Here is an 18874-nt window from a genome sequence, read left to right on the forward strand (position 1 = left end):
CACCGGTGGGATACAGGCGATGACCATCCCCTCCGATCCCTCCCATTTCCTCGATCAGCTGGTATCGCGACTCACCGGTCCGGGTGGCGAGTTCGAGATCGTCGTGCAGGACGTCCTGGGCACCGAGATACCCGTCATGCGCAGACGCGACGTCGCCGTGGCGGATCTGCTCTCGCAGTCCCTCGCCTGGGGCGACCGCGAGTATCTGGTCACGACCGATCAGCGGATCACCTTCGCCCGGAACGCGCGTATGTCGTACGCCCTCGCCGCGGCGCTCCACGAGCGGTACGGGGTGGGCGTGGGCGACCGGGTCGCGATCCTGTCGGCGAACCGGCCCGAGTGGGTCACCGCCTTCTGGGCGACGCAGGCCCTCGGTGCGATCTCGGTGGGCCTGAACGCGTGGTGGGTGCAACCGGAACTCGAATTCGGTATCCGTCATTCGCGACCCCGGGTGCTCTTCGTCGACGGTCCGCGCGCTGCGGCCGTGGCCGGCATCGACCGTGCGCAGACGGTGGTGCTGTCGATCGAGGAGGATCTACCGCGCCTCATCGCCGAATTCGACGGCGCGCAGCCGCCGCCCCCGAGAGTCGCCGAGGACGATCCGGCCGTCCTCCTGTACACCTCGGGCACGAGCGGGGATCCGAAGGGTGCGTTGCACTCGCAGCGGAATCTGCTGGCAGTGGTCGACTACCACCGGTACCTCGACGCGATCGCGACGATCTGGACCGGCGGCACATACGACCGGTCCGCACCATCGGACTCCCGCTATCTGCTGACCTCCTCACTGTTCCACATCACGAGCCTGCACAACACGATCGTGCCGCGCCTGGCCACCGGCAGCACCGTGGTGATGAACCAGGGCTGGTACGGCGTGCGTCCCGTGCTCGAACTCATCGAGGCGGAACAGGTCACCCACTGGATGGCCGTGCCGTCGATGGCGGCGCGGATGCTCGAGGACGAAGATCTCGACAGATACGACCTCACCTCGCTGAGCCGGTTCACCCTGTCCTCGGAACCTTCGACGCCGGAATTCAAACAACTTCTGCGCGAAGGGCTTCCGTTCGGCAAGCACGCCATGGTCGACAGTTACACCATCACCGAGTGCAGCACGTCGATCGCTGTGGCCTCCGCCGCCGAACTCGAGGAGTTCCCCGGCACGGTGGGCGCGCCGATCATCACGGTGAGCCTCGAGATCCGGGATCAGAGCGGCGCCTGGCTGCCCGACGGCCGCGTGGGCGAGGTGTGTGTGCGCAGCCCCTTCGTCATGCTCGGCTACTGGGACGACGAGGCGGCGACCGCCGAGGCGATCACTCCCGACCGCTGGTTGCGCACAGGTGATTTCGGCGTGGTCGAGAACGGCCGTCTGCGTCTGGTGGGCCGGCGCGCCGACCTCATCCACCAGAACGGCGAGAACGTCTACCCGTCGGAGGTCGAGCGCGTCCTGGCCCTGCACCCGGCGGTCCGCGAATGCATGGTGACCGGCGCGCCCCACCCGGAATGGGGCCAGGAGGTGGCTGCGGTGGTCGTGCTCGTCGAAGGCTCCACGGTCACCGTCGAGGAATTGACGACCTTCGCATCCGAGCGTCTCGCCTACTTCAAGGTGCCGACGCAATGGACGCTGACGTGCAACCTGTTGCCGCGCAACGCCACCGGGAAGATCATCCGCAAGGGCTGGCGCGACACCCACGGCCACTGGTGACGACGGATCTGCACACCTACGGCCGGAGCAGGCGCTGCAGGGCGTCGCGGAGCGTTTCCTGTTCGAGCACGGGGTCGAAGGACGTCTCGGCGGCGACGACGCCGAGGTAGCCGTCGAGCAAAGCCTGTAGCCAGGTGACGAGCCGATCCGCGGGCAGGTCGGTCCGGATCTCTCCGGCCTGCTGCGCGAGCCGCACCCAGGGAAACAATCCGTCGCGCAGCGCGCGGGCGTCGCGGTCGAGAGCAGCCGCGATCTCCGGCCGGGTCATCACAGCCCCGACCGCTCGGACGAAGCCGGCCGTACGGGGATCCGACGCATCCTCTGCTGCCCGAACGGCGTATTCGTCGAGTACACGGGTGGCGTCGGTTCGCCCGCTCTGCGCCTCGAACCACGCCACGCTTTCGGTTGTGCCCAGTTCGAGAACGGCCACCATCAGCGACAGTTTCGTGGGGAAGTAGTGGAAGAAGGTTCCGGACCCGATGCGGGCCTCGCGGCAGATCGCGGCCGTGGTCGTGCCGTCGTAGCCGTGTCGGGCGAAGCAGGTCAGAGCTGCGTCGATGATCCCGAGGCGGCGCGCCTCGTGCCGGACCGGATCGACCGTACGTGCCAAGTCCTCGGCTCCCTGGATGCCATTGATGGAGTGTCCGCTCTATTATTACTGTATGCCGAAGACTCCGGAGCGCTGGCTGCTCACCTGGGAGAGCGCCGAGCACGCCGTGGAAATCGACGATGCCGGGCTGGGCCGCAGGATCACCTGGACGATCGACGGCGAGGAGATCGCCACGAAGAAGACCTCCGACGACAAGGTCGTCCTCGACGGGCACGAACGCGGCGCGATCGCCGTCAGGCTCCCCACCTTCATCGGACCGGCCCGACGAGTCACCTGGTGGGACGGCGACACCGAACTCGGTGCGGCAGCAGCCGCCCTCACCGGCATCGGCGGGGTCGACCTCGACCCCGAGCCTGGATCCAAGGCGGCTGTTCGCGAGGAATGGATCCGGGCGCACCCCCGGAAATACGCCGCTCAGCGCACGGCGGTCGCCGTAGCCGGGGTCGCCGTGCCGCTGATCGTGCTCTGGCTGCTCGCACAGATCCCGATCCCCGAAATCGATTGGCCAGACTGGGATATCAACATTCCCTGGCCGGACATTCCGTGGCCCGACATTCCGTGGCCGACCATCTCCCTGCCGGAATTCTCCCTGTTCGACTTCACCGTGCCCGAGTGGGTGAAGGCCGTCGCAGACAAGGCGAAGTACGTCTGGCCGGTCGTGCTCGCGGCCGTCCTCGCGAACCGGGAGGTCGCGCGCCGCCGGCGCCAGGACGAGCGCAAGCGGCAGACCGACGACCCCCCGACCGACTCGGAGGACTGAGCTCAGCTGAGGCGTTCGAGCACCATCGCCATGCCCTGACCCCCACCGACGCACATCGTCTCGACGCCGAACTGCTTGTCGTGGGTCTGCAGGTTGTTGATGAGTGTCGCGGTGATGCGGGCACCGGTCATCCCGAAGGGGTGACCGAGCGCGATCGCACCGCCCGAGACGTTGAGCTTGTCCTCGTCGATCTTCAGCTCACGCGCCGAACCGAGCACCTGCACGGCGAACGCCTCGTTGATCTCGAACAGGTCGATGTCGTCGATGCCCATGTTCGCGTTGGCGAGAGCCTTGCGGGTCGCGTCGATCGGTCCGAGACCCATGATCTCCGGCGACAAGCCCGAGACACCGGTGGAGACGATGCGCGCGAGCGGGGTCAGTCCGAGTTCCTTCGCCTTCGTGTCGGACATGATCACCAGAGCGGCCGCACCGTCGTTGAGCGGGCACGCGTTGCCGGCGGTCACCGTGCCGTCCGGGCGGAAGACCGGCTTGAGCTGACTGACGGCCTCGTAGTTGGTGCCCGGACGCGGACCGTCGTCGGTGCTGACGACCGTGCCGTCGGCGAGGGTCACCGGAGTGATCTCCCGCTCGAAGAAGCCGCTCTTGATGGCTTCCTCGGCGCGGTTGTGCGAGCGCACGCCCCAGCGGTCCTGGTCCTCGCGCGAGATGCCGGTGTGGGACGCGACGTTCTCGGCGGTCTGTCCCATCGCGACGTAGACGTCGGGGAGCAGACCCTCGGTGCGCGGGTCGGTCCACGACACTCCGCCTTCGGCGAGCTTGGCGGTACGCGCCTGGGCGTCGTCGAACAGCGGGTTCTTGGTGTCGGGCAGACCGTCGGCGTTGCCGGTCACGAAGCTCGACACCGATTCGACGCCGGCGGAGACGAACACGTCGCCCTCGCCGGCCTTGATGGCGTGCAGCGCCATGCGGGTGGTCTGCAGCGACGACGAGCAGTACCGGTTGACGGTCACGCCGGGAAGGAAGTCGTAGCCGAGTTGCACCGCGACCACGCGGGCGATGTTGAAGCCGGACTGTCCGGCGGGCTGGCCGCAGCCGAGCATGAGGTCGTCGATCTCGGTGGGATCGAGATCGGGGACCTTCGCGAGCGCTGCAGCGACCATCTGGGTCGCCAGGTCGTCCGGGCGGATCGACGCGAGCGAGCCCTTGCGTGCTCGCCCGATCGGCGACCGTACTGCGGACACGATTACTGCTTCGGGCATCTTCTCTCCTCGATGATCGGTCGTACTTCAACCCTACGGCCCTTCGACCCTCTGGGTCCGGCGGCTATCCTGTGCTAACTTACCAAGCAATCGCTTGGTTCGGTACAGACGTTAGGAACATGCCATGGGCATCACCTCGACCTCCGACAGCGCCGGTATCACCACGGTCACCGTCGACTTCCCGCCCGTGAACGCTCTCCCCTCACAGGCCTGGTTCGACCTGGCCGAGGCCGTGACCACGGCCGGGCGCAGTCTCGACACCCACGCGGTGATCCTGCGCGCCGAGGGCAGAGGCTTCAACGCGGGTGTGGACATCAAGGAAATGCAGGCCACCGAAGGGTTCGACGCCCTGATCGCCGCCAACCACGGGTGTGCCGCGGCATTCGCCGCCGTCTACGACTGCGAGGTACCGGTCATCGTCGCCGTCAACGGCTTCTGCGTCGGAGGCGGCATCGGCCTCGTCGGCAACGCGGACGTCATCGTCGCCTCCGACGACGCCGTCTTCGGCCTGCCCGAGGTCGACCGCGGTGCACTGGGCGCCGCAACGCATCTCGCGCGCCTCGTCCCCCAGCACATGATGCGCACCCTCTACTACACGGCGCAGAACGTCACCGCGCAGCAGCTCGAGCACTTCGGCTCGGTGTACAAGGTCGTGCCGCGCAGCGAACTCGACGCCGCCGCACGCGAGGTCGCCGAGATGATCGCCGCGAAGGACACCCGCGTCATCCGCCGTGCGAAGGAAGCCATCAACCGCATCGACCCCGTCGACGTGAAGACGAGCTACCGCCTCGAGCAGGGCTTCACCTTCGAGTTGAATCTCGCCGGCATCGCCGACGAGCACCGCGACGAGTTCGTCGCAACAGGAAAGCCGCGCAGCAACAGCTGACGCCTCACACCACCAGGAGTTCGGAACACCATGCGTGACAAGAGAATGTCGCTCGACGACGTGGTCGGCGAGCTGCGCAGCGGAATGACCATCGGCCTCGGCGGCTGGGGATCGCGCCGCAAGCCCATGGCCCTCGTGCGGGCCATCCTCCGTTCGGACGTGAAGGATCTGACCGTCGTCACCTACGGCGGTCCCGATCTGGGCCTGCTGTGTTCGGCGGGCAAGGTGAAGAAGGCGTACTACGGATTCGTCTCGCTCGACTCGGCACCGTTCTACGACCCGTGGTTCTCCAAGGCCCGCACGGGCGGCGAGATCATCGCCCGTGAAATGGACGAGGGCATGATCAAGTGCGGCCTGGAAGCCGCCGCCGCGCGCCTGCCGTTCCTGCCCCTCCGCGCGGGCCTGGGTTCGGCCGTGGTCGACTTCTGGGAGGGTGAACTGAAGACCGTCACCTCGCCGTATCCCGGACCGGACGGCACCGAGACCCTCATCGCCATGCCGGCGCTGAACCTCGACGCGTCGTTCGTGCACCTCAACATCGGCGACAAGCACGGCAACTCCGGTTACCAGGGCGTGGACCCCTACTTCGACGACCTCTACTGCATGGCCGCCGAACGTCGCTACGTCTCCGTCGAGAAGATCGTCGAGACCGAGCAGCTCGTGAAAGAGGTTCCGCTGCAGCAGCTCCTGCTCAACCGCATGATGGTCGACGGAATCGTCGAAGCACCGAACGGGGCGCACTTCACCCTCGCGGGCGACAGCTACGGCCGCGACGAGAAGTTCCAGCGCCACTACGCCGAGTCCGCCAAGGACCCCGAGGCATGGCAGGCATTCGTCGACCGCTTCCTCTCGGGCAGCGAGGACGACTACCAGGCCGCAGTCCAGAAGTTCGCACAGGAGCAGGCATGACCACCACCGAGACCGTGACCCGCGCCGAGTACTGCGCGATCGCATGCGCCGACATCTTCTCGGGTGCCGGCGAGATCATGGCGAGCCCGATGGCGACACTGCCGCAGATCGGTGCACGCCTGGCCAAGCTCACCACCGAGCCCGACCTGCTGATCACCGACGGTGAAGCACTCATCCTCGCCGACGTCCCGGCCCTCGGCGCGAAGGCACCGATCGAAGGCTGGATGCCTTTCCGCAAGGTGTTCGACGTCGTCGCCTCGGGCCGCCGCCACGTGGTGATGGGCGCCAACCAGATCGACCGGTACGGCAACCAGAACCTGTCGGCCTTCGGCCCACTCCAGCAGCCGACACGCCAGATGTTCGGTGTGCGCGGCGCTCCCGGCAACACGATCAACCACGCGACCAGCTACTGGGTCGGCAAGCACTCCTCGCGCGTCTTCGTCGACACGGTCGATATCGTCTCGGGTGTCGGATACGACAAGGTCGATCCCGAGAACCCGGCGTACCGCTTCCTGGACATCGCGCGGGTCGTCACCAACCTCGGTGTCTTCGACTTCGGCGGTCCCGACCACACCTTCCGGGCGCTCTCGTTGCACCCGGGTGTCGAGGCGTCCACCGTCGCGGAGAACACCTCCTTCGAGGTCGCCGGCCTGGACGAGGCGGGCGTGACCCGCGAGCCGACCTTCGAGGAACTGCGTCTGATCCGCGAGGTGATCGACCCCAAGGGTCTGCGCGACCGCGAGGTCTCGCTGTGACCGTCCTGCGCACCGCTCTGACCGACCTGGTGGGGATCGAGCACCCGATCGTTCAGACGGGCATGGGATGGGTCTCCGGTCCCCGCCTGACCGCCGCGACGTCGAACGCCGGTGGTCTCGGCATCCTCGCCTCGGCGACGATGACCTACGCCGAACTCGAAGCGGCGGTCGCGAAGACCAAGTCGCTGACCGGCAAGCCGTTCGGCGTCAACATCCGCGCCGACGCCTCGGACGCCGGTGAGCGCATCGACCTGCTGATCCGCGAGAAGGTCAAGGTCGCGTCGTTCGCCCTCGCACCGAAGAAGGAGCTGATCGCCAAGCTCAAGGATCACGGCATCGTCGTCGTGCCGTCGATCGGTGCTGCCAAGCACGCCGTGAAGGTCGCCTCGTGGGGCGCCGACGCGGTGATCGTGCAGGGCGGCGAGGGCGGTGGCCACACCGGTCCCGTCGCGACAACCCTGCTGCTGCCGAGCGTCCTCGACGCCGTCGACATCCCCGTCGTCGCCGCCGGTGGCTTCTTCGACGGTCGTGGGCTCGCCGCCGCGCTGTCCTACGGCGCGGCCGGCATCGCGATGGGCACTCGGTTCCTGCTCACGAGCGACAGTGCTGTTCCCGATTCGGTGAAGCAGCAGTACCTTTCGCGGGGACTGCAGGACACCACGGTGTCACTCAAGGTCGACGGCATGCCGCACCGGGTCCTGAACACCGACCTGGTGAACAGCCTCGAGAAGTCCACCTACGCGAAGGGACTGCTCGCGGCCGCGCGGAACGCGACGAAGTTCAAGTCGATGACGGGCATGAAGTGGTCGACCATCGTCAAGGACGGCCTCGCCATGAAGAAGGCGAGCGACCGCACCTGGCAGCAGATCATCATGGCCGCCAACACCCCCATGCTCCTCAAGGCCGGTCTCGTGGAAGGCAACACCGAAGCCGGTGTGCTCGCCTCGGGCCAGGTCGTCGGCATGCTCGACGACCTGCCGAGCTGCCAGGAACTGATCGACCGCATCGTCGCCGAGGCAGTCGAGCGCATCGACGCCCTCTCCGCCCTGCGCGATCAGGGGCGTCCCGCCGCCTGATTCCGATTCCCAGCAGATCGAGACCGGTGTTGTTGTCGAGTTTCCGCGAGAAATCGACAACAACACCGGTCTCGATCGGTTCCGACGTGCGCAGACTCCGCCGCGCGTCGCCGGACACAGGCGCTGGGTCGTTCACGATGCCTCCCGCGGTCCGGAAAATCGACCCCACTCCGCCGAAGCCCAAGCCACGGCCCGGTCAGGAAGATTCCCGATACCGCGTGACAACAGTTCGCCGCTGTTTCAGTGAATTGCGCTCGGCACGGAGCCAGGCAGGGGTATCAGTGTCCCGTTGCGCACGGCACAGGCGCGGTCGACGAGAGTCAGCCGGCTCAGGTCGTGAGTGACCATCACGATCGCCACATCCCGATCCCGGCTCAGATCGGCGAGCAGGGCCACGACCTCGCGGCTGCGGTTCTCGTCGAGGGCCGAGGTGGGCTCGTCGACGAGCAACACCGAGGGGTCGTTCATCAGTCCTCGCGCGATCGCAACCCGTTGCCGTTGCCCTCCCGACAGTTGGTGGGGACGCCGGTCCAGGTGCCCGTCGAGACCCAATGAACACAACAGGTCCGTGGCACGGGCACGACTCTCGCGGACCGAGTCGCCCGCGAGATGGGACATCATCTGCAGTTGTTCGACTGCGGTCAACGAGGGCAGCAGGTTCGACTGCTGGAACACGAATCCGAGCTTCTCGCGTCGCACGGTCGTGCGCTCGTCACGGTCCAGTCCCGTCATGTCGCTGCCGTCGATAACGACACGACCCGAATCGGGGGTGATGAGAAGGCCGGCGACAGCGAGCAGGCTCGATTTGCCGGACCCGGACGGACCGGTCACAGCCACGAATTCGCCGCGTCTGACCTCGAAATCCACGTCGTCGAGGACGCGTCGATGCCCGTCACCGTCGGGATAGCTGAGGACGATGTTGCGTAAGCAGATACTCATGTCGAAGTCCTTCGTTCTCGGTAGATGACTCATCGAGCGGCTGCAAGGGCAGCGAGCGGGTCGACCTTGGCGATACGGACCAGGGAAACAGCCGCGCCGATCATGCCCGTCGCAACGAGGGCGAGGAACGGAACCACGGTGGTGGACATCGTGAGCGAGAACGGAACCGACTGCGAGGCTGCCGTTCCGAGACCGGCTGCGGCCAGGGTTCCAAGTCCGGATCCGAGTACCAGCACGATCGAGCTCTGCCCGAGTGCGTCCTGGAGCAGATAGCGGGTGGAGGCACCGACAGCCTTGAGCACAGCGAGGTCCTGGCCGCGCTGGATGGTCCATACCGTGAAGAAGGCCCCGACGACCAAGGCGCTGACGATCATCAGCATCGTCTGCATCAACAGCAGCGATCCACGCTCGGAGGTGTACGACCCGATCGCGTTCAGCGCGCCGCGGCCGTCGGTGACGGCCGTCCCGGTCGCCTCACCGACAGAATCGGCGTCGAACCCTGCGGAGGTACGCAATGCAACGACGGTGCCGTCACTGCCCCCGGCCGACGGCAGTGACATCCATGCGTCGTGGTCCATCCAGACCACGGGCTGATGACTGTAGAACGAGTCGTCGACCAGAGCGGTGATGGTGAATACCTTTCCGCTCATCGAAATCCGGGTTCCGTTCGTCCATCCGTTGTCATTGGCGAGGTCGGCGTCCACGGCTACCGAGCCGGCACCGAGCACGACCGGAGCGGCGAAAGAATGCCCGTCGACGCCGAACGCAGAAGCGGCGACTTCTCGACCGTCGACGCTGATCCGAGCGGGCGCCACCCCGATGATCGACGCAGCATCGACACCGTCGGCCTTTGCAAGTTCCGCATACTGCCGCGTCGTCACGGTCGACTCGGCGAACGAGACCGAGCGGCCATCGGGGGGAGCACCGAAGGCGAAGTGGTCGGCGCCGATGTTCTCGATCGCAGCGATGGACCGATTACCCAGTCCGGAGGTCAGCCCCGACAGCATGACCACCATCAGCGAAATGAGGAACAGGGCCGAGGTCATCAGCGTGAAGCGACCTTTGGCGAATCGGAGATCACGGAAAGCGAGGAACATGCATCTCAGCGTCGTGCAAGGGAGCATTCCCGGCATCGCGCATTGGTTGGGTTCGCTGATCCATCGAAAGTTGGAGATCTTCGATCGGTGCGGTCGACGGCATAGTGCGGTATTAGAGTGGGCGAAATGCGGAATTCCGATGGGTCTCACTCGGGCGGGGCCGTGCCGGTGCTACGCGCCATGCAATTCGGCGCCCATCTGCTGTTCTTCCTGCTCCTCGCGGTGGGTGTCGTGCGCACGGTTACCGACAGTGCTCATCCCGTTCCGATCGTCGCGTTCGCTGTCGTGGTAGCCGGGTGGTATCTCTTCGGGATCTGGTTCGCGCGGCGTGAGGGCTTCGAGAACGGGGAGCCGGTACAGCGCCGATCGGGGCAGATCTGGTTCGCGGCGCTCGGGCTGGGCTGGCTGGCTCTCGTGGTGGCGGATGTCAACTTCGTCTGGTTAGCGTTCGCCCTGTTTTTCTTGTGCTTTCCCCTGTTCTCCACTCCGGTCGCGTTGACGGTGACGATCATGCTGACCGCGATAGCGATCGCAGCGACGCTGTGGCACGGCACCACGAACACGGTTGCCTCGATTCTCGGACCGGTGTTCGGGGCGGCAGCTGCCGCCGGAATGGCCGTCGTCTATCAACAGTTGGTGCGGCAGTCCGCGCAGCGACAGCAGTTGGTGGACGAACTCACCGAGGCGCACCGAGAGTTGCTCGGGGCGCAGGACGAATTGGTCGCGCTGCAACGGGAAGCGGGCGCACTGACCGAACGTTCCCGCCTCGCGCGTGACATCCACGACACTCTGGCGCAAGGATTTTCGTCCATTCTGCTGCTCTCTCGAGCCGGGCAGCGCGCTCCCGACAATTCCGCGGCGATCTTCGCGCAGATCGCGGACACCGCGCAGCAGAATCTGATCGAGGCCCGCCGGGTGGTCGACGCGCTCGCGCCGGTTGCGCTCGAGTCCGCACCGCTCGAATCCGCGTTGCGGCGCCTGCTCGACCAACTCGAACAGCAGACCGGGATCACCGGTGACCTACTCACCGACAGCGATCCGATCCCGCTGGTGACGGACTGCGACGTCGCCTTGCTCCGCGTCGCCCAGAGTGCTCTCGCCAACGTGCGGTTGCATTCGCGGGCGCGTCGGGTACGGGTGACATTGAGCTACGCATCCGACGAAGTACGGCTCGATATCGTCGACGACGGTATCGGCTTCGATCAACGTCAGGACGGTGGATTCGGCTTACGGTCGATGAGGGAACGACTGGCCGAACTGGGTGGCACACTCGTCGTGGAATCGGCACCCGGAGACGGAACCGCGGTTGCCGCAACCCTTCCGGTCGGGCGGGTCGCATGAGTGCGGTACGTGTACTGCTCGTCGACGATCACCCGGTGGTACGGGCGGGACTACGCGCGTTGCTGGCGTCGCACGATGACATCGTGGTGGTGGCCGAAGCATCGTCGGGTGAGGAAGCCGTGGCTTCGGCGGCGGCCGCGAAACCCGATGTGGTGCTGATGGATCTGCGTCTGGGATCGGGGATCGACGGGGCGCAGGCGACCGCCCGGATCCTGACGGCGGCCGATCCGCCGAGGGTCGTCGTACTCACCACCTACGACACGGACGCGGACATTCTGCGCGCGGTCGAAGCCGGTGCGGCAGGCTACCTCCTCAAGGACACCGACCCGAAAGTGCTGATCGAATCGGTGTTCGCGGCGGCCCGTGGGGAGACCGTCCTGGACCCGGACGTGGCCCAGCGCCTTTACCGCCGCATGCAGCAGCCCCGCACCGACCTCAGCGCCCGCGAAATCGAAGTGCTGTCGCTGGTCGCCGAAGGGTTGTCCAATCGCGCGATCGCCAAACAGCTCTTCGTCAGCGAGGCAACCGTGAAATCCCATCTGGTGCACGCTTTCACCAAGTTGGACGTGGACAATCGCACCGCCGCAGTGGTCGCGGCGCGCGAGCGGGGCCTGATCGCGTGATCGGTGTCGAGGATCGGGCCATGATCACAGTCGTTACCCGATCGCGCGTCTCGACGCGGATCGATTCGTACGGCGTCATGCCCGACCTCCCCGCTCAACAGCATCGGCTTCCCGGGTTCGCATCCGCTGCAGCGTGCCGCTCACGCCAGTAGTCGCGTTCGCTCAGCGGTGGTCGATCCGGATGCTGCCGGCGGTGCAGTTCGACGTACCTCGCGTAGTCGTGGTCGCCCATGACGGCACCGATCCACCACCACGCCCGACGCAGTGCTGTGATCACGACCCACCTCCGTCCCCGTCGCGATGCCGCGAGGCATGGGTGTGTGCGGCGCCCGGGGCGCGGACCTTGCCCGATGCGATCAGTTCGTCCCACTCCTTCTGCAGTTCCCTCTCGGCCGGGGTCGGCACGAAGCCCGCGGGCGCGAATATCTTCGACGGCACGTCGGGTGTTTCGGTGGTGGGCATACCTCCGGCCCGGACCGATCTGGTACACACCACTACTCCTGCGGCGACCACGATGAGCACGAGCACTGCGAACACGATCGACAACGTGCCCTGGATGAATGTGTTGCGGATGACGGCATCGATCTCGTCGGCAGTCTTCGCCGAACCGAATGTGGTTGCGCCGGAGTTCTTCGCGTCGACGAAAGCTCGGTGCTGGGCCCAGTACCCCACCGCGCGGTCGCCGGAGAAGATCTTCTGCCACGACGCCGTCATGGTCACGATCAGATCCCACACCAACGGCACGCCGGGGATCCACGCCCACTTCACCAGTCCCTTCTTCACGACGACGGTGAGCACGACGGTCAGAGCGATCGCGGCGAGCAACTGGTTGGCGATGCCGAACAGTGGGAAGAGCGTGTTGATGCCGCCCAGCGGGTCGGTGACGCCCATCAGCAGGATCGCACCCCACAGGCCGACGACGACCGCGGAGCACAACCAGGCGCCGGGACGCCAGGACGGATCCTTGAAGCGACGAGCGGGACCGCCGAAGTTGCCGAGCGAGTCCGAAAGCATGAACCGCGCGACACGCGTTCCCGCGTCGACGGTGGTGAGGATGAACAGCGCCTCGAACATGATCGCGAAGTGGTACCAGAACGATTTGAGGCTGTCGCCGCCGAACAGGTCGCTGAGCACCTGGGACATGCCGAACGCGAGCGTCGGGGCACCACCGGTACGGGAGATGATCGACTCCTCCCCGACGGATTCGGCTGCCGCCGAGATCTGTTCGGGAGTGATGTCGGGCGACCCCAGCCCGAGACCGTTGACGTAGGCGGCGGCGGTCTCCGGGGTGCCGCCGGTGAGGGCGGCCGGAGCGTTGAGCGTGAAGTACAGGTGCTGGTCGATGATGCAGGCGGTGACCAGCGCCATGATCGCGACGAACGACTCGGTGAGCATGCCGCCGTAGCCGATCAGCCGGATCTGTTTCTCCTTCTCGAGCAGTTTCGGGGTGGTGCCCGAGGAGATGAGCGCGTGGAATCCAGACAGTGCGCCACATGCGATGGTGATGAACAGGAACGGGAACAGCGACCCCGCGAAGGCCGGGCCGTCACCGTCGATGGCGAACGACGTGATGTCGGGCATCTCCAGGTTCGGTCGTGCGACGAGGATCCCGATCGCGAGCAGGACGATCGTGCCGACCTTCATGAAGGTCGACAGATAGTCGCGCGGGGCGAGCAGCAACCACACCGGCAGCACCGACGCCGCGAATCCGTAGGCGATCATCAGCCACGAAATCGTCACCGGGGACAGGGTGAACCAGTTCGTTCCCCAGTCGGTCTCGGCGACCCAGCCACCCGCGATGATCGCGACGAGCAGCAGAACGACGCCGATCAGCGACACCTCCGCGACCCTGCCGGGTCGCAGGTAGCGCAGATAGACGCCCATGAACAGTGCGATGGGAATGGTCATCGCGATGGAGAACAGGCCCCACGGGCTGTCGGCGAGCGCGTTCACGACCACCAATGCCAGCACCGCGATCAGGATGATCATGATGACGAAGACCGCGATGAGCGCCGCGACGCCGCCGATCGGCCCGAGTTCCTCGCGGGCCATCTGGCCGAGGCTGCGTCCGCGGCGGCGCGAGGAGATCCACAGGACGAGGAAGTCCTGGACCGCACCGGCGAAGACGACGCCGACGATGATCCAGATCGTGCCGGGCAGATAACCCATCTGGGCGGCGAGCACCGGGCCGACGAGCGGGCCCGCGCCGGCAATGGCGGCGAAGTGGTGGCCGAACAACACCCGACGGTCCGTCGGCATGTAGTCCTTGCCGTTCTCGAGTTCCTCGGCAGGTGTCGCACGGTCGTCGCGTGGCTGCACGATCTTGCGTTCGATGAACTTCGCGTAGAAGCGATAGGCGACGAGATAGGTGCACACGGCGGCAATGACGAACCAGACCGCGTTGATCTCCTCGCCGCGGACCAGCGCGATGATCGACCAGGCGACCGCCCCCAGAATCGCGAGCACGAGAAAGACGATCCTCGCGGTGGGTGATATCGGTGTCCGGTCGACGACACCGACCGGTGGAAGATCGGGGTCGGTCCGGAGATATTCCACCTCGCTGCTGGTCGGCGGCGCCGGGTCCACAGCCATATCGGCTCCTCACCAGGCTCGCCCGCAGACCCGCGGAGGTCGCGACGGGCCTCGAACGTGCTCGAATCTCGACCAGCGTCACGCTACCCGCGCGCGTCGACGAACGAACCGGAATCGATCAGCCGCGTGCGGCGATCCGGGCTTGCACCTCGGGCCGACGTAGCGGCGGCACCGACGGCGGTGGTTGCCGCCGCTCGGGAAGGGCCGCGAGCAATCTCGTCGTCGTCGCGGTCACTTCGGCGACGGCCTGTTCGAACGGCTCCCGGGTGGCGTCGGAGAGTTTGTGGATCCCGCTGACCTTACGGACGTACTGCCGTGCGGCCGCTTCGATCTCCTCGGCGGTCGCAGCCGGCTCGAGCCCCCGCAGCTCCGTGATGTTCCGGCACATGCTTCGAGGGTAGACGTCACCTCCGGACCGGACCATACGTTCGCTTCCGCGCGCCCGCTGTCCGTCCGCTGCGGCGATCGCAGCAGCGGATGACGAACGGGCGCGCGGATGTGAAGGGGGTGGGTCAGACGCGTTCGATGATGGTCGCGTTGGCGGTCCCGCCACCCTCGCAGATGGTGAGCAGGCCGTAGCGACCACCGGTGCGCTCGAGCTCGTTGAGCAGCGTCGCCATCAGCTTGGTGCCGGTCGCGCCGAGCGGGTGGCCGAGGGCGATCGCGCCGCCGTTGACGTTGACCTTCGACGGGTCTGCGCCGATCTCCTTGATCCACGCCAGGACGACGGGCGCGAAGGCCTCGTTGATCTCGATGAGGTCGATGTCGTCGATCGTCAGGCCGGCCTTCTCGAGGGCGTACTGCGTGGCGGGGATCGGGGCGGTGAGCATGAAGATCGGGTCGTCGCCGCGGGCGCTGAGGTGGTGGATGCGCGCGCGGGGCTTCAGGCCGTACTTCTTCACGGCCTCGTCGGAGGCGAGCAGCACCGCGGATGCGCCGTCGGAGATCTGGCTGGCGACGGCGGCGGTCAGGCGTCCGCCCTCGACGAGGGTCTGCAGCGACGCCATCTTCTCGAGGCTGGTCTCGCGCGGGCCTTCGTCGACGGTGGCGTCACCGAAGGGGACGATCTCGTTCTCGAAGCGTCCCTCGGCGATGGCGGCCTTGGCGCGCTCGTGGCTCTGCAGCGCCCACTTCTCGAGTTCCTCGCGGCTGAGGTCCCACTTCTCGGCGATCATCTCGGCACCCTTGAACTGCGACACCTCGTCGCTGCCGTAGCGCTCCGTCCAGCCCTTCGACCCACCGAAGGGGGTGTCGAAGCCGTACTGCTGCCCGACGATCATGGCCGCGGAGATCGGGATCTGCGTCATGTTCTGCACGCCACCGGCGACGATGAGATCCGCGGTGTCGCTGAGGATCGCCTGGGCACCGAAGTGCAGGGCCTGCTGGCTCGACCCGCACTGACGGTCGACGGTCACGCCGGGCACGTGCTGCGGGTAGCCGGCGGCCAGCCACGCGGTGCGGGCGATGTTGCCGGCCTGGCCGCCGATGGCGTCGACGCAACCGAACACCACGTCGTCGACGTCGGCGGGGTCGATGCCCGTGCGCTCGACGAGCGCCTTGATCACGTGCGCGCCCAGGTCGGCCGGGTGCACGTCCGCGAGCCCACCCTTCTTCTTGCCGATGGGGGTGCGCACCGCGTCGACGATGTAGGCCTCGGTCATGATGTCTCCTTACGAAGAATTCTGGTTCGACAGTCCGTCGAGAACGATGGAAAGGTATTGCTGGGCAACCTGATCGATACTGAGGGAGCCTCCGGGCCGGTACCAGCGCACGGCCACCCACACGGTGTCGCGCAGGAACCGGAAGACCAGTTCGACGTCGACGTCGGGCCGGAACGAACCGTCCGCGACGCCGCGTTCGATCACGCCCACCCACAGGTCGCGGAACTCGGTGTTGAGTTCGCCGATGTAGGCGAAGCGGTCGCCCTCGAGATGCTTGGCCTCACCCTGGTAGATCGCCACCGCGGCGTGCGACCGGTCGATCGCCTCGTAGGAGGTGGTGACGAGTGCCGCGAGGGTTTTGCGGGACGGCAGACCCGACGCGACGATCTTGCGGTACCGGTCGAACAGGTCGTCGAGGAAGGCCCGCAGGATCTCGTCCACCATCGACTCCTTGGAATCGAAGTGGTGGTAGAGGCTGCCGGAGAGGATTCCCGCCGCGTCGGCGATGTCGCGCACGGTCGTGGCCCGCACACCGCGCGACGCGAACAGGTCGGCTGCGATGTCGAGCAGTTCCGCGCGGCGTCCGGACTTGCTGGAGGTGTCGTCGCGTGAGGGAGTCATGACGGACATCCTTTCAAGCCGACCGAGAGCGGGTTCATGCGCGCTGGGAGGAGACCGACACGACCTCGCCGGTCAGATAGGTCGTGTAGTCGCTCGCGAGCATCGCGATGGTCGCCGCGACCTCCCAGACCTCGGCGGCGCGGCCGTAGGCCTCACCGGCGGCGAGGTTGTCGAGCAGTTCCTCGCTGGTGACCTTCGCGAGGAAGGGGTGTCGGGCGATGGACGGGGCGACGGCGTTGATGCGCACGCCGTATTCGGCGGCCTCGATCGCGGAGCAGCGGGTCAGGGCCATGACGCCGGCCTTCGCCGCCGCGTAGTGCGCCTGCGAGTGCTGGGCGCGCCAGCCGAGTACCGACGCGTTGTTGACGAGCACGCCGTTGTGGTCGACCGAGCGGAAGTAGCGCAGTGCCGCGCGGGTCGCGCGGAAGGTGCTGGTGAGGGTGATGTCGAGGACGCGATCCCATTCCTCGTCGGTCATCTCGACGACGGGCGTCTCCCCACCGAGTCCGGCATTGTTGACGAGCACGTCGATGCGCCCTAGCCGGTCGGCGGCGCCGGTGATGAGGGCGTCGACCTGTTCGGTGGACGACACGTCGCACACGATCGTCGCGACCTGCTGTTCGGGGAACTCGGCCGCGAGCTTCTCCGCGGACTCGCCGAGCCGGCGCTCGTGGAAGTCGGAGACGAGCACGTCGGCGCCCTCGAGCAGCACGCGACGCGCGGTGGCGAATCCGATGCCGGTACCGGCGGCGGCGGTGACCACGACCTTCTTGTCGCGGAGCAGTCCGTGGCCGGGGGTCTCGACCGGCGGGGTCGCGAGTGGGGATGCGGGACGGGGTGTTGCGGTCACGGACGTGCCTCCCGGGGAAGGCCGAGCACGCGCTCGGCGATGATGTTGCGCTGGATCTCGTTGGATCCGCCGTAGATGGTGTCGGCGCGGGTGAACAGGAACAGCCGCTGCCATTCCGCGAGCTCGAGATGTTCGGGATCGGTGATGTCGGAGGGATTTCCGGCATGGTCGTGCTCGGGGCCGACGAGCGATGACGATCCCTGCACGTCCATGGCGAGTTGCCCCAGGTCGCGATGCCAGTTCGCCCACAGCAGTTTCGCGACCGAGGCCTGACCCGGGTCGGCGTCGCCGAGGGTGCGCAGGGCGTGGGCACGCATGACCCGCAGTTCGATCCGCGCGCGGGCGATGCGTTCGCGGAGGTGCGGATCGTCGATCGCACCGTTGCTCTCGGCGACGGAGACGATGCCGTCGAGTTCGCGGGCGAAGCCGATCTGCTGCCCGAGGGTGGAGACGCCGCGTTCGAAGGTCAGCAGACCCATCGCGACCTTCCACCCGTCGCCGGGGGCACCGACGACGAGGTCGGCGTCGGTGACGGCGTCGTCGAAGAAGACCTCGTTGAACTCGGAGGTGCCCGTGAGCTGCTGAATGGGCCGCACCGTGACGCCGGGCTGGTCGAGGGGCACGAGCAGGAAGCTCAGGCCGTGATGGCGGGTCGAACCGGGTTCCGTCCGCGCGACGACGAAGGCCCATTGTGCGACGTGTGCGAGCGACGTCCAGACCTTCTGACCGTTGATCACCCACTTGTCGCCCTCGAGGCGGGCGGTGGTGGAGACGTTGGCGAGGTCGGAGCCGGCTCCCGGTTCCGAGTAGCCCTGCGCCCACAGTTCGGTGACGTTACGGATCCCGGGCAGGAAGCGCTGCTTCTGTTCCTCGGTCCCGAACGCGATGAGGGTGGGGCCGAGCAGTTCCTCACCGAGGTGGTTGACGCGCGCGGGCGCGTTCGCCTTCGCGTACTCCTCGTGGAAGATCACGCGCTGATCCATGCTCGCGCCGCGCCCGCCGTACTCGGTGGGCCAGCCGATGCAGGTCCATCCGGCAGCGGCCAGATGCCGGTCCCACGCGAGTCGCTGTTCGAAGAACTCGTGTTCGCTTCCGGGTCCGCCCTTGCCTCTGAGCTCGGCGAATTCGCCGGTCAGGTTGTCTCCGAGCCACTGTCGGACGGTGGCTGCGAACTCCGCATTTTCCTGGCTCTCGCTCTCGTGCACATCCGTACGATAACCTACCAAGCAATTGCT

At 66.8% G+C, this 18874-nt stretch carries 19 protein-coding genes; 8 read left to right on the plus strand and 11 right to left on the minus strand.

What is annotated here, in order from left to right; all coding sequences use genetic code 11:
* Positions 1 to 19 precede the first annotated feature (19 nt).
* The gene (locus M3330_RS08980) at positions 20 to 1699 is read left to right on the plus strand and encodes a class I adenylate-forming enzyme family protein (protein ID WP_006550411.1); all 1680 of its coding nucleotides are present in this window, start codon (positions 20 to 22) and stop codon (positions 1697 to 1699) included.
* A 16-nt stretch (positions 1700 to 1715) separates the two neighbouring features.
* Here the strand turns inward: M3330_RS08980 and M3330_RS08985 are convergent, their stop codons facing one another.
* Entirely contained in the window at positions 1716 to 2309 is a 594-nt protein-coding gene (locus M3330_RS08985; RefSeq protein ID WP_255028544.1) for a TetR/AcrR family transcriptional regulator, read from the minus strand.
* 52 nt (positions 2310 to 2361) lie between these two features.
* Here M3330_RS08985 and M3330_RS08990 point away from each other — a divergent pair, with 52 nt between their 5' ends.
* Complete coding sequence (locus M3330_RS08990) at positions 2362 to 3069, plus strand: hypothetical protein (protein WP_024102908.1); 708 nt, start codon at positions 2362 to 2364, stop codon at positions 3067 to 3069.
* A gap of 2 nt (positions 3070 to 3071) precedes the next feature.
* On the opposite strand, the gene M3330_RS08995 is transcribed toward M3330_RS08990, so the two are convergent.
* Positions 3072 to 4289: an acetyl-CoA C-acetyltransferase gene (locus M3330_RS08995; RefSeq protein ID WP_219129894.1), complete on the minus strand. Its 1218-nt coding sequence runs from the start codon at positions 4287 to 4289 to the stop codon at positions 3072 to 3074.
* A gap of 124 nt (positions 4290 to 4413) precedes the next feature.
* Between M3330_RS08995 and echA20 the strand changes: the two genes are divergently transcribed.
* The 4 genes from echA20 to M3330_RS09015 are packed head-to-tail and all read left to right on the plus strand — an operon-like array spanning position 4414 to position 7915.
* Positions 4414 to 5175 (plus strand): (7aS)-7a-methyl-1,5-dioxo-2,3,5,6,7,7a-hexahydro-1H-indene-carboxyl-CoA hydrolase, encoded by a 762-nt coding sequence (gene echA20, locus M3330_RS09000; protein ID WP_024102907.1) that lies wholly within the window; start codon positions 4414 to 4416, stop codon positions 5173 to 5175.
* A gap of 30 nt (positions 5176 to 5205) precedes the next feature.
* Positions 5206 to 6084 (plus strand): CoA transferase subunit A, encoded by an 879-nt coding sequence (locus M3330_RS09005; protein WP_024102906.1) that lies wholly within the window; start codon positions 5206 to 5208, stop codon positions 6082 to 6084.
* On the plus strand, positions 6081 to 6839 hold the full coding sequence (ipdB, locus tag M3330_RS09010; protein ID WP_024102905.1) for a cholesterol ring-cleaving hydrolase subunit IpdB: 759 nt from the start codon (positions 6081 to 6083) through the stop codon (positions 6837 to 6839). The genes M3330_RS09005 and ipdB overlap by 4 nt, the downstream gene beginning before the upstream one ends.
* A complete protein-coding gene (locus M3330_RS09015) occupies positions 6836 to 7915 on the plus strand; it encodes a nitronate monooxygenase family protein (protein WP_006550419.1) in 1080 nt (359 codons plus the stop codon). Before ipdB ends, M3330_RS09015 begins: the two co-directional genes overlap by 4 nt.
* Positions 7916 to 8155: 240 nt before the next feature.
* Here M3330_RS09015 and M3330_RS09020 read toward each other — a convergent pair whose 3' ends face one another.
* A complete protein-coding gene (locus M3330_RS09020) occupies positions 8156 to 8854 on the minus strand; it encodes an ABC transporter ATP-binding protein (RefSeq protein WP_019290135.1) in 699 nt (232 codons plus the stop codon).
* A 29-nt stretch (positions 8855 to 8883) separates the two neighbouring features.
* The gene (locus tag M3330_RS09025; RefSeq protein WP_255028867.1) at positions 8884 to 9951 is read right to left on the minus strand and encodes an ABC transporter permease; all 1068 of its coding nucleotides are present in this window, start codon (positions 9949 to 9951) and stop codon (positions 8884 to 8886) included.
* A 126-nt stretch (positions 9952 to 10077) separates the two neighbouring features.
* Between M3330_RS09025 and M3330_RS09030 the strand changes: the two genes are divergently transcribed.
* Together M3330_RS09030 and M3330_RS09035 are read left to right on the plus strand one after the other, a co-directional pair.
* Entirely contained in the window at positions 10078 to 11292 is a 1215-nt protein-coding gene (locus M3330_RS09030) for a sensor histidine kinase (protein ID WP_200359349.1), read from the plus strand.
* Complete coding sequence (locus M3330_RS09035; protein WP_039583869.1) at positions 11289 to 11915, plus strand: response regulator transcription factor; 627 nt, start codon at positions 11289 to 11291, stop codon at positions 11913 to 11915. Before M3330_RS09030 ends, M3330_RS09035 begins: the two co-directional genes overlap by 4 nt.
* A 94-nt stretch (positions 11916 to 12009) precedes the next feature.
* On the opposite strand, the gene M3330_RS09040 is transcribed toward M3330_RS09035, so the two are convergent.
* The 7 genes from M3330_RS09040 to M3330_RS09070 all read right to left on the minus strand — a co-directional run bounded on the left by M3330_RS09040 (position 12010) and on the right by M3330_RS09070 (position 18844).
* A complete protein-coding gene (locus tag M3330_RS09040) occupies positions 12010 to 12192 on the minus strand; it encodes a YbdD/YjiX family protein (RefSeq protein ID WP_019290138.1) in 183 nt (60 codons plus the stop codon).
* Entirely contained in the window at positions 12189 to 14507 is a 2319-nt protein-coding gene (locus M3330_RS09045; protein WP_024102900.1) for a carbon starvation CstA family protein, read from the minus strand. Before M3330_RS09045 ends, M3330_RS09040 begins: the two co-directional genes overlap by 4 nt.
* A 118-nt stretch (positions 14508 to 14625) precedes the next feature.
* Positions 14626 to 14895 (minus strand): DUF2277 domain-containing protein, encoded by a 270-nt coding sequence (locus tag M3330_RS09050; protein ID WP_006550426.1) that lies wholly within the window; start codon positions 14893 to 14895, stop codon positions 14626 to 14628.
* 124 nt (positions 14896 to 15019) lie between these two features.
* Positions 15020 to 16168 (minus strand): acetyl-CoA C-acetyltransferase, encoded by a 1149-nt coding sequence (locus M3330_RS09055; protein ID WP_033096893.1) that lies wholly within the window; start codon positions 16166 to 16168, stop codon positions 15020 to 15022.
* 9 nt (positions 16169 to 16177) lie between these two features.
* Positions 16178 to 16789 carry a TetR/AcrR family transcriptional regulator gene (locus M3330_RS09060; protein ID WP_006550428.1) on the minus strand — a complete coding sequence of 204 codons (612 nt, stop codon included), beginning with the start codon at positions 16787 to 16789 and terminating at the stop codon, positions 16178 to 16180.
* Positions 16790 to 16823: 34 nt separating this feature from the next.
* A complete protein-coding gene (locus M3330_RS09065; RefSeq protein WP_255028545.1) occupies positions 16824 to 17639 on the minus strand; it encodes an SDR family oxidoreductase in 816 nt (271 codons plus the stop codon).
* Positions 17636 to 18844: an acyl-CoA dehydrogenase family protein gene (locus M3330_RS09070; RefSeq protein WP_219129892.1), complete on the minus strand. Its 1209-nt coding sequence runs from the start codon at positions 18842 to 18844 to the stop codon at positions 17636 to 17638. The genes M3330_RS09065 and M3330_RS09070 overlap by 4 nt, the downstream gene beginning before the upstream one ends.
* Between the last annotated feature and the right edge of the window lie 30 nt (positions 18845 to 18874).

Origin of the sequence: Rhodococcus sp. GA1 (assembly GCF_024321955.1) — a bacterium.
GTDB lineage: Bacteria > Actinomycetota > Actinomycetes > Mycobacteriales > Mycobacteriaceae > Rhodococcus > Rhodococcus pyridinivorans.

Excerpts from the sequence above, each read along its gene's own strand:
- M3330_RS08980 (WP_006550411.1), top strand. The coding sequence starts at position 20 with ATGACCATCCCCTCCGATCCCTCCCATTTCCTCGATCAGCTGGTATCG.
- M3330_RS09045 (WP_024102900.1), bottom strand. The coding sequence starts at position 14,507 with ATGGCTGTGGACCCGGCGCCGCCGACCAGCAGCGAGGTGGAATATCTC.
- M3330_RS09020 (WP_019290135.1), bottom strand. The coding sequence starts at position 8,854 with ATGAGTATCTGCTTACGCAACATCGTCCTCAGCTATCCCGACGGTGAC.
- M3330_RS09030 (WP_200359349.1), top strand. The coding sequence starts at position 10,078 with ATGCGGAATTCCGATGGGTCTCACTCGGGCGGGGCCGTGCCGGTGCTA.
- M3330_RS09035 (WP_039583869.1), top strand. The coding sequence starts at position 11,289 with ATGAGTGCGGTACGTGTACTGCTCGTCGACGATCACCCGGTGGTACGG.
- M3330_RS09050 (WP_006550426.1), bottom strand. The coding sequence starts at position 14,895 with ATGTGCCGGAACATCACGGAGCTGCGGGGGCTCGAGCCGGCTGCGACC.
- M3330_RS08995 (WP_219129894.1), bottom strand. The coding sequence starts at position 4,289 with ATGCCCGAAGCAGTAATCGTGTCCGCAGTACGGTCGCCGATCGGGCGA.
- M3330_RS09060 (WP_006550428.1), bottom strand. The coding sequence starts at position 16,789 with ATGACTCCCTCACGCGACGACACCTCCAGCAAGTCCGGACGCCGCGCG.
- M3330_RS09055 (WP_033096893.1), bottom strand. The coding sequence starts at position 16,168 with ATGACCGAGGCCTACATCGTCGACGCGGTGCGCACCCCCATCGGCAAG.
- echA20 (WP_024102907.1), top strand. The coding sequence starts at position 4,414 with ATGGGCATCACCTCGACCTCCGACAGCGCCGGTATCACCACGGTCACC.
- M3330_RS09025 (WP_255028867.1), bottom strand. The coding sequence starts at position 9,951 with ATGTTCCTCGCTTTCCGTGATCTCCGATTCGCCAAAGGTCGCTTCACG.
- M3330_RS09005 (WP_024102906.1), top strand. The coding sequence starts at position 5,206 with ATGCGTGACAAGAGAATGTCGCTCGACGACGTGGTCGGCGAGCTGCGC.
- ipdB (WP_024102905.1), top strand. The coding sequence starts at position 6,081 with ATGACCACCACCGAGACCGTGACCCGCGCCGAGTACTGCGCGATCGCA.
- M3330_RS08990 (WP_024102908.1), top strand. The coding sequence starts at position 2,362 with ATGCCGAAGACTCCGGAGCGCTGGCTGCTCACCTGGGAGAGCGCCGAG.